The organism is Thermodesulfobacteriota bacterium (genome assembly GCA_036482575.1).
Lineage (GTDB): Bacteria > Desulfobacterota > GWC2-55-46 > GWC2-55-46 > JAUVFY01 > JAZGJJ01.
This window is the reverse complement of record JAZGJJ010000136.1, coordinates 1-9,468: the sequence shown is the minus strand read 5'-3', so window position 1 is coordinate 9,468 and position 9,468 is coordinate 1. Positions and strand designations below refer to the sequence as shown.

General features: G+C 53.9%; 7 protein-coding genes. 4 read left to right on the top strand and 3 right to left on the bottom strand.

What is annotated here, in order from left to right; translation table 11 throughout:
- Positions 1–357 (top strand): pyridoxal-phosphate dependent enzyme (locus V3W31_06195; protein MEE9614531.1); only part of this gene is annotated, 357 nt, incomplete at its 5' end.
- Positions 358–475: 118 nt separating this feature from the next.
- Positions 476–1,717, top strand: coding sequence for a cofactor-independent phosphoglycerate mutase (locus V3W31_06190; GenBank protein MEE9614530.1), 1,242 nt, complete (start codon positions 476–478; stop codon positions 1,715–1,717).
- A 166-nt stretch (positions 1,718–1,883) separates the two neighbouring features.
- Here V3W31_06190 and V3W31_06185 read toward each other — a convergent pair whose 3' ends face one another.
- From V3W31_06185 to V3W31_06175, 3 genes are all read right to left on the bottom strand, one after another.
- On the bottom strand, positions 1,884–2,450 hold the full coding sequence (locus V3W31_06185; GenBank protein ID MEE9614529.1) for a peroxiredoxin family protein: 567 nt from the start codon (positions 2,448–2,450) through the stop codon (positions 1,884–1,886).
- A gap of 554 nt (positions 2,451–3,004) precedes the next feature.
- Entirely contained in the window at positions 3,005–3,655 is a 651-nt protein-coding gene (locus V3W31_06180; protein ID MEE9614528.1) for a hypothetical protein, read from the bottom strand.
- A 53-nt stretch (positions 3,656–3,708) separates the two neighbouring features.
- A complete protein-coding gene (locus tag V3W31_06175) occupies positions 3,709–6,051 on the bottom strand; it encodes an ankyrin repeat domain-containing protein (GenBank protein ID MEE9614527.1) in 2,343 nt (780 codons plus the stop codon).
- A 252-nt stretch (positions 6,052–6,303) separates the two neighbouring features.
- Here V3W31_06175 and leuS point away from each other — a divergent pair, with 252 nt between their 5' ends.
- Together leuS and V3W31_06165 are read left to right on the top strand one after the other, a co-directional pair.
- The gene (leuS, locus tag V3W31_06170; GenBank protein ID MEE9614526.1) at positions 6,304–8,880 is read left to right on the top strand and encodes a leucine--tRNA ligase; all 2,577 of its coding nucleotides are present in this window, start codon (positions 6,304–6,306) and stop codon (positions 8,878–8,880) included.
- Between the two features lie 32 nt (positions 8,881–8,912).
- Positions 8,913–9,389, top strand: a complete 477-nt coding sequence (locus V3W31_06165) for an LptE family protein (protein MEE9614525.1) — start codon at positions 8,913–8,915, stop codon at positions 9,387–9,389.
- Positions 9,390–9,468: the final 79 nt, after the last annotated feature.

Genomic DNA, 9,468 nt, shown 5'->3' with positions numbered 1-9,468 from the left:
GACCCCGAAACCGTCGCCTCGGCCATAAGGATAGGCAACCCCGCGAACTGGGACGGGGCGGTAAAGGCGAGGGACGAGTCCGGCGGGACCATAGACATGGTAACCGATGAGGAGATAATAGAGGCCTATAAACTCCTTGCTTCAAGGGAGGGGGTCTTTTGCGAGCCGGCCTCGGCCGCCTCGCTGGCAGGCGTCATGAAGCTAAAGAACGACGGCATCCTTAACGACGGGGACACCATAGTCTGCACCATAACCGGCCACGGCCTGAAGGACCCGGACTGCGCCATAAAGGCGTCCGTCGAGCCCCTTAAGGTCCCGCCCGACATAAAAAAGATATTAGAGGTGATGGGGTTTTAGAACCCGTGATGCGAATGAAAGGCCGTAACACGTGTGCGTGATGCGTTATACGTAAAAGACTTTTTCTTTCCCGCATCACGGCCTTTTTCACGCACACGCGCGAAGGGTTTCCATAATTATGAAATATATAATACTTATAGGCGATGGCATGGCGGACGAGCCGCTGGACATGCTCGGCGGGAAGACCCCGCTCGAGGCGGCCGCCACGCCTAATATGGACTCGCTGGCCGCCAGGGGAGAGAGCGGCCTTCTGAGGACCGTGCCCGCGGGCTTCCCGCCCGGCAGCGACGTCGCGAACCTGAGCATCCTCGGCTACGACCCGAAAAAGTACTATACCGGCAGGGCGCCGTTCGAGGCCGCCAGCATAGGGGTCAAGCTCGCTCCCGACGAAGTGGCCTACAGGTGCAACCTCGTAACGCTTTCCGGAACCGACGACGGCGGCAAGCCGGTGATGAACGACTACTCGGCCGGCCATATTTCGACCGCCGAGGCAAAGGGTATAGTCGAGACCCTCGACAGCGAGCTCAAGGACGAAGGGGGGGGAGGGGGGGTAAGGTTCTACCCCGGCAAGTCCTACCGCCACCTGATGGTCTTGAGGGACGGAGATAACGGGGGGGGCGGCATTCATACCACCCCGCCCCACGACATAACCGATAAAGAGATAGAGGGCTACCTCCCGAAGGGTGAGGGGGCGAAGAGGGTCGTGCGCCTTATGGAGCGCTCCCGCGAGATACTCAAAGACCACCCGGTAAACAGGGCAAGGGGTGAAGCGGGCAGCAAGGCGGCGAACTCTATCTGGCTCTGGGGGCAGGGAAAGGCGCCGGAGATGCCTACCTTCAAAGAGAAGTTCTCCATGGACGGGGCCATCATCTCGGCCGTGGACCTCATGAACGGCATAGGCATATACGCGGGGCTCGAGGTCATAAACGTGCCGGGCGCGACCGGATACCTCGATACGAACTACAAGGGCAAGGCAGACTACGCCTTAAAAGCCCTGAAGAAGAAAGATTTCGTATGCGTGCACGTCGAGGCCCCGGACGAGGCCGGGCACCAGGGGTTCCTGAAGGATAAGATAAGGGCCATAGAGGATTTTGACCGGCTCGTTGTGGGGAGGGTGCTGGAAGGGCTTGAGAAGTTCAAGGACTATCGCGTCATGGCCATTACCGACCACCCGACCCCGGTACTCTTGAAGACCCACACATCCGACCCGGTGCCGTTTGCCATCTACTCCAACGGCGGCGGTTCAGTGATGAGTGGGGGGGGTAGCGGGGCGGCTTCCTTCAACGAAAAGGCGGCAATCGGGACAGGACGCCTCGTCGAGGACCCCGACGGTTTCATAAGGGATTTTCTCGAAAAATAGGAAAATAGGAAAAAACAGATATATGGGTGCCTCTAAAAATTAGATATTTTTTTCGAGGTCGAGGCAGGGTGAAAATAAAAAGCACAGCATATATGCTGATATGTGAGCATTTTTATTTTCGGCCTAACGAAGAGATCGGGAAAAAGAGCAATTTTTAGAGGTAGCCCTACGTCTTCTCGGGCTCTTCCGCCCGTTCCTCAAGGAGCCCTTCAATCATCCCGACGTTCTCCTCGCTCAACCAGTCGATCGGTCCCTGCTGAATAAAGACGAGGACCCCCTTTGAGTCTATCACATAGGTCGAGGGGCCCCTCAGTACCCGGTACGCCTCGGAGACTATGCCGTCCACGTCCCTTATGACCGTGAAGGTATAGCCGTTCTCCTCGATGAAGTCCCTCATTGCATAGAGCGTTACGCTGTGCATGGTCTCGGCCGAGACGGCCAGCACCGTAAGCCCCTTGTCTTGGTAGCGTTGGTGGAGCTCCTCGAGCGCGGGCAGCAAGTCCGTGTTGTCCTTGAACTTCATCCTCCAGAAAAAGAGCATCACGACTTCGTTCCTGTGCTCGGAGAGCCGGAAAAATCCGCCCTTCAGGTCTTTAACCAGGAAGTCGGGGCCGGGCTTGCCCTCCTCCACGGGCTGCAGGAAGTTCTCGGCCACGCTCGGGTCCGGGGGTTCGCAGCCGACTCCGGCAAACAGTATAAACGCGATGAGAATTATCGGTAGTTTTTTTATCATTATGCCTCCAAGAGAGGTATGGTAACAGATTTGGGGGGGGAGTGGAAGGGCTTTATCTCCAAACCGGCGATTTGCCCGCCATACGTCGTTAGCCGCACATTTTGGCTCCTCAACGTATACACTTATACGCCTGCGGGCCAAAATGCACGTCCGCCTCGTCTGGCGAACAACTTGACGGTTTGGTCCTTGCAGGAGCCCGTGACGGGCGGGCGATAACTCCGTCCTTACCCCCCCGTTCGCCCTGAGGCTCTCGAAGGGGAGGGGATAGAGGGGAGGGTGAGTATTCGAGGAGGTATAAGGGATAAATCTCAAGCGCCAATATCCAAATACCAAACAAGCCCGAAGCTCCAAACCCGAATGTTCGAAAAGGGCTTTGGGTTTCTATATCGTTTGAGACTTGTGGCTTGGCAATTGGGGTTTGTCTCCCTGTGGGGTGAGGGGGAAATGTTGAGGGGTGGGACTGTCAGGTGAGTACTAGCACATATCTTCTTATTTTCACGCTGGGCATTTCACCTACAAGTCTTCAAGGTTGGATGGGCTGTGGGTTAAGGATTTCAAGGAGAAATCATCGGCATCACTCCGAAAGAGAGGGCACGAAGAACATCGAGCAATACCCTCTTGTTTTCCAGTTCTTCAATTCTGGGAATGCTCGGGTCATGAACCATCAGGGCCTTAGCAACTTTTATCTCATGGTCAGGGTACCGTTTACGGAAAACCTCCATCATTTCATTTCCTTCATCTTCAATGTTTATCTCCCATCCCTTTACCCGGAGACCCCCTATTATGTTACGCTTTGTCCTGATGTTAATAACAAGCGTTCCCAGGTAATAAGCCTGTTGATCGTCTGCTACCTGAAAAGCCACCTTGGGGACGAGCCAGTGCGGTCCGTCCCAGATGTCAAACCAGTCAAGCTGATGGACTATGTAAGTCCCTCTGGGGAGCACCGCAAAAAATCTACCGTCGTAACCCACCCTTTCAACTTTAATAGTGCCTTTTTTCATATCCTCGATCCTCAAAGCCTGTAAGGCGGTGACCCTTTCCTTTTCCTTTTCATTGTCAAACCACCTTATGCGCCCAAAGACCAGGACATTTTCACCCAGTGACGCGATATTGGTATCCGGCGGTGCCTTCTTTATCAATGAAGGGGCGCAGCCAGAGAGAGCAAACAAAAAGATGAGCAAGGTTATAATGAACTTCCTTTGCATCAAACCTCCATTCTCCAATAGTAAGGCAGTTCCTTTTATTTTTCGCTCTTCTTTTAGAATTCTACAACTTTCACTGGTGTGGAAGAAAACTTGGTCCCTATGCCACCTCCAAGCTGTCCGGCCTCGTTATCGCCCCAACATTTTACCGTGCTGTCAGACAAAATGGCGCAAACATGAGTACCGCCTGAGGTAATAGCAACGGCATCGGAAATTCCTTCAACAGCCAAAGGAATCGGTGAAACAGCAGGTTCTTCTATAAATGGCTCCGGGTTCACTCCCCAGCATTTAACCATTCCATCTGAATGGAGCGCGCATGTATGAAAGGCACCGGCTGCTATTGCGACAGCTTTTGAAATTCCTTCCACTTTTAGCGGGGCAGAGGATGCGGACACTTTTATGTTGCCGAGCTGCCCCAGTACGTTAGATCCCCAACACTTCACTGTTCCGTCCGAAAGCAGAGCACATGTATGGTTCCTGCCGGCAGCAACAGATGTTGCATTGGAAATACCTTTTATCTCAACCGGAGAAAGAGAACTAAAGCCATATATTTTACCACCACTACCGATACCGAAACTATCGGTACCCCAACATTTAACAGTTCTATTGGAAAGGACAGCACATGTATGGGCAACTCCCGTGGTTATCGCGGTGGCTTCAGTAATCCCCTCAGTTTTTACAGGAACGGTTGAATTTATTGTAGTCCCGTTACCAAGCTGGCCCGTTGAATTGTCCCCCCAACAGTTCACTTTGCCATCCGAAAGGATTACGCATGCGTGAAGCCATCCTGCTGCAACTGTTGTGGCGTCAGAGATGCCTTTGACCTCAACGGGTCGAGAGAATAATTTGCGCATGTTTTCGGCATCGGCGGTCTCCATAAAAGTTGTCAGGTCACTTCTTGTGAGGTCGATCCCAAAGCATATTATTTTGCCATCGGAAAGGACCGTGCACGTATGGAGAAATCCGGCCGCGATAGCTTTAATGTTGGAAATTCCATTGACCGCGACAGAGATATTTGTGCCAATTCTTACAGTCTCGTTGCCAAGTTGTCCGGTTCCATTACTTCCCCAGCATGTTGCGGTTCCGTCCAGAAGAAGCGCGCAAGTATGAGCCCCTCCTGCCGACAAAGCTGTGACCTCTTGGAGGGGCTTGACCGTTGATTCATGGTCACCGGCTCCTTTAAGTAGCTGCACCATGGTGGTGTGTCCTTTCGTCTCAGCAATCATCAGGGCTGTCACACCACCATTGCTCTTTGCATTCGCATCAGCGCCTTCATCCATCAAGACTTTCACCATCTCGTTGTGACCTTTTCCTGCCGCAATAATTAATACTGTATTGCCGCCTTTGTTTTTCATATTTACATCAGCACCACTTTTCAACAAGATTCCTGCAACTTCAATAAAGCCTTCTCCTGCCGCAAGCATTAATGCTGTGTTGCCAGCATTGTTTTTTGCGTTCACATCGGCACCTTTCTCTAACAAGACATTTACGATATCAGCATAACCGTAGAATGCCGCTCCCATCAGTGCAGTAGCGCCTTTTTTTGTTTTTGTGTTCGCATCAGAACCGTGAACAAGAAGGGCTTTGACTGTGTCGGTATGCCCTTTCTTTGCCGCAATCATCAGGGCTGTCATACCACTATTGCTCTTTGCGTTCGCATCAGCGCCTTCATCCACCAAGACTTTCACTATCGCATTGTGACCTTCGAGTGCCGCAACAATTAATGCTGTATTGCCGCCTTTGTTTTTCATGTTTACATCAGCACCACTTTCCAACAAAACTCTTACAATCTCAATAAAGCCTTTTCCTGCCGCAAGCATTAATGCTGTGTTGCCGACATTGTTTTTCGCGTTTACATCGGCACCTTTCTCTAACAAGACATTTACGATATCAGCATAACCGTACAATGCCGCTCCTATCAGTACAGTGATATCGTACTTGGTTTTATCATTCACGTCAGCTCCCGCTTCAATTAAGATTTTTGCAATATCACGATGATCTTTTACCAGAGTAAACATTAGGGCAGACATGCCATTGGTATCTTTAGCATTGATATCGACGCCTGCCTTCAATAAGACACCCACGATATCAGTATGGCCCATCATTGAAGCAGCCATCAGTGCAGTAACGCCTTTTTTTGTTTTTGTATTCACATCAGAACCGTGAGCAAGAAGGACTTTAACTGTGTCGTTATGCCCTTTCTCTACCGCAATCATCAGAGCTGTTCTGCCTTGGTTGTCTTTCTCGTTTGTGTCGGCACCCTCGGCAAGCAGGGCTTTCACGGTATCGGTTTTGCCGGCCCATGCAGATAGCATCAATTGGCTTTGCGTGGTAGCGCATCCTGCAGAAAAAATAAGTAATACGGCGAGAAGTAAGTATTGATTAAGCCTGCACTGCATTTCATTCCTCCTTTATCCCGACTACGGATTATCGTCTACAACATACACAACTTATAGCAGATTATTTTTATTTATTACAGGAAGAAAGCACCAACACCACCAATTTTATCTCTCTTTCCCACTAAATTTCACCCATTAAGTTTTTTGGCTTGTTTTGCGGGGCTGTTGAAAAAGATAGGCTTATATGCTAAAAACACAGGGGCATATTGTGCTGTTTTTACGGGGAAATGAGAGATGACGACCATGCCGGACATAACCGACAAATACGACCCGAAGAGAATAGAAGAGAAGTGGCAAAAGCTCTGGGAGGAGAAGGGCGCCTTCAAGACCCGTAAGGGGTCTGGCGGCGATAAGTACTACGTCCTCGAGATGTTCCCCTATCCCTCGGGCAAGATCCACATGGGCCACGTCCGGAACTACTCCATCGGCGATGTGGTGGCGCGCTTCTTCATGATGAAGGGGAAGGACGTCCTCCACCCCATGGGCTGGGACTCCTTCGGCCTTCCGGCCGAGAACGCCGCCATCCAGCACGGGATACATCCCGCCAAATGGACCCACGAAAATATAGATAAGATGAGGGCCCAGCTGAAGCGCATGGGCTTCGGCTACGACTGGGACCGCGAGGTCGCCACAAGCTCGCCGGAGTACTACCGCTGGAACCAGTGGGTCTTCCTTAAACTCTTTGAGAAGGGTTTAGCCTACAAAAAACTCTCGACCGTCAACTGGTGCCCCGAATGCTCAACCGTCCTCGCAAACGAGCAGGTCGAGGACGGGCTCTGCTGGAGGTGCGAGTCCACGGTCGAAGCGAAAGAGCTCGACCAGTGGTTCTTTAAGATTACCGAGTACGCCGAAGAACTTTTGGAGGATACGAATAATCTGCCCGGCTGGCCCGAGAAGGTGCTCACCATGCAGAGGAACTGGATAGGGAAGAGTGTCGGGGCCGAGGCGCGCTTCCCCGTCATAGGCTCGAATGAAGCGATAGATATATTCACGACCCGGCCCGATACGCTCTACGGCGTGACCTTTATGAGCCTCGCCCCGGAGCACCCGCTCGTGGAGCGGATAACCGCGCCGGAGAAGCGTGAAGAGGTGAGGGCGTTCGTAAAGAAGGTTAAGGCGGAGGACAGGGGCGCCATGGATGCCCCTGAGTTCGAAAAGGAGGGGGTCTTTACGGGCGCTTACTGCGAAAATCCGCTGACAGGAGATAAGGTGCCGGTATACGTCGCGAACTTCGTCCTCATGGGCTACGGCACGGGTGCCGTAATGGCCGTGCCCGCGCACGATCAGCGCGACTTCGAGTTCGCTAAAAAGTACGGCATCGATATAAAAGTCGTCATAAACCCGGAAGGCGAGGAGCTGGTCTCTGAAAAAATGACCGAGGCCTACGTAGAAGAGGGCGTTATGGCCAACTCCGGCCCGTTCGACGGGATGGGTAACACCGACGGCATGGGGGCCGTGACCGAGCTCCTCGAAAAGGATGGCAATGGCAGGGAAGCCGTCACCTACAGGATAAGGGACTGGGGTATATCGAGGCAGCGCTACTGGGGCTGCCCCATACCGGTCATCTACTGTAACGACTGCGGCGCGGTGCCCGTGCCCGAGGCGGAGCTTCCCGTGATACTCCCCGAGGACGTGGAGTTCGCCGCCGGCGGACTCTCGCCGCTCGCCTCGGCCAAAGGGTTCGTGGAGGTCGACTGCCCGTCCTGCGGCAAAGGGGCGAGGCGCGAGACCGACACAATGGATACGTTCGTCGACTCTTCATGGTACTTCCTCCGCTACCTCTCGCCGCGTGACGAGAGCGTCCCCTTCAGCAGGGAGGACGCCGCCCGCTGGATGCCCGTGGACCAGTATATCGGCGGCATAGAGCACGCGGTGATGCATCTCCTCTACGCGCGCTTCTTTACCAAGGCCATGAGGGATCTCGGCTTCCTGGAGGCAGGAGAGCCTTTCAAGAACCTCCTCACCCAAGGCATGGTCTGCAAGGAGACGGAAAAGTGCCCGGAGCACGGCTACCTCTCGCCCGAAGAGGTGGAGGGAGGTGGAAAAAACTGTAGAGAATGCGGCAAGCCGGTCGAGACCGGGGCCGTTGAGAAGATGAGCAAGTCGAAGAAGAATACCGTGGACCCGGACGGTATAATAGAAAGGTACGGCGCGGATACCACGCGCCTCTTCTCGCTCTTCGCCGCGCCGCCCGCACGGGACCTCGACTGGAACGAAGACGGGGTGGAGGGTTCCTACCGCTTCCTCGGCAGGGTCTGGAGGCTCGTAAACGATAACGCCGAACTTTTGAAGGGCTCGGAGCCGTATACGGGGGGCGAGCTCGACGGTCCTTTAAAGGACGCCCGTCGCCAAACCCACGCGACGATAAAGAAGGTCACCTCCGACATAGAGGAGAGGTTCCACTTCAACACGGCCATAAGCGCGATAATGGAGCTCGTTAACGGCCTCTACCAGTGGAAAGGCAATAAAAAGGACCCGATAGAGCTTTCGGTCTTCCGGGAGGCGGTCGAGGCGGTGCTCCTGCTGCTCTCTCCTTTCGCCCCGCACATGACAGAAGAGTTGTGGCAGGGGCTCGGAGGCGGGAAGGCCCTTTACGAGACCCCGTGGCCGTCCGTCGACCCCGCGGCGCTCGTAACCGAAGAGGTGCTTATCGTCGTACAGATAAACGGCAAGGTGCGCTCCAGGGTCAACGTCCCGGCCGGGGCCGAGAGGGATACGGTCGAGAGTATTGTCATGAAGGACGAAAAAGTGATAGAGTGGACAGGTGGCAAGACGATAAAGAAGTTCGTCTACGTCCCCGGGAGGATCGTGAATATGGTGGTCGGATGATGCGCCTCGGCTCTACGTCTCTGATAGCACTCTTGCTCTTCATTGTTTGCGGCTGCAGCGGCTACCGCATGGCGAGCACCACCATGCCGGGCGAGGTCACTTCGGTCTACGTCCCGTTCTTCAAGAACTCTACGCAGAGGCCCGGGGTCGAGACGGTATTGACCAACGCCGTCATAGACGAATTCACGACCACGGTGGATATAGTCGACAAGGGCAGGGCGGAAGCCGTACTGGAGGGTACGGTCATGTTCTACGAGTTGAAGCCGGTATCCTACAGCACGCGCGACGTGGTCCGTGAGTACAGGCTCACCATAACTCTCGCGATGAAACTCGTAAGAGCAAGCGACGGGGAGGTCCTGTGGGAGGACGACGAGATAACCGACTACGGCGACTATGTTGTCGATATAGAAGACGTCACAGCGACCAAGGACGCGGAGTGGGATGCGCTCCGGAAGATGGCCCGGGATACGGCAAGGCTCGTTAAAGAGCGCATGCTCGAGAGGTTTTAGCGGGGTGGTATGGTGGGTATGCCCCCCCATCCCCCCCCGTCCCTTACCTGAGTTCGGAAAGGGCCCTTTGCGCCCCCCT

Bases quoted from the DNA above. Each gene is read 5' to 3' on its own strand.
- V3W31_06180 (MEE9614528.1), bottom strand. From the start codon at position 3,655: ATGCAAAGGAAGTTCATTATAACCTTGCTCATCTTTTTGTTTGCTCTC.
- V3W31_06185 (MEE9614529.1), bottom strand. From the start codon at position 2,450: ATGATAAAAAAACTACCGATAATTCTCATCGCGTTTATACTGTTTGCC.
- V3W31_06175 (MEE9614527.1), bottom strand. From the start codon at position 6,051: ATGCAGTGCAGGCTTAATCAATACTTACTTCTCGCCGTATTACTTATT.
- V3W31_06190 (MEE9614530.1), top strand. From the start codon at position 476: ATGAAATATATAATACTTATAGGCGATGGCATGGCGGACGAGCCGCTG.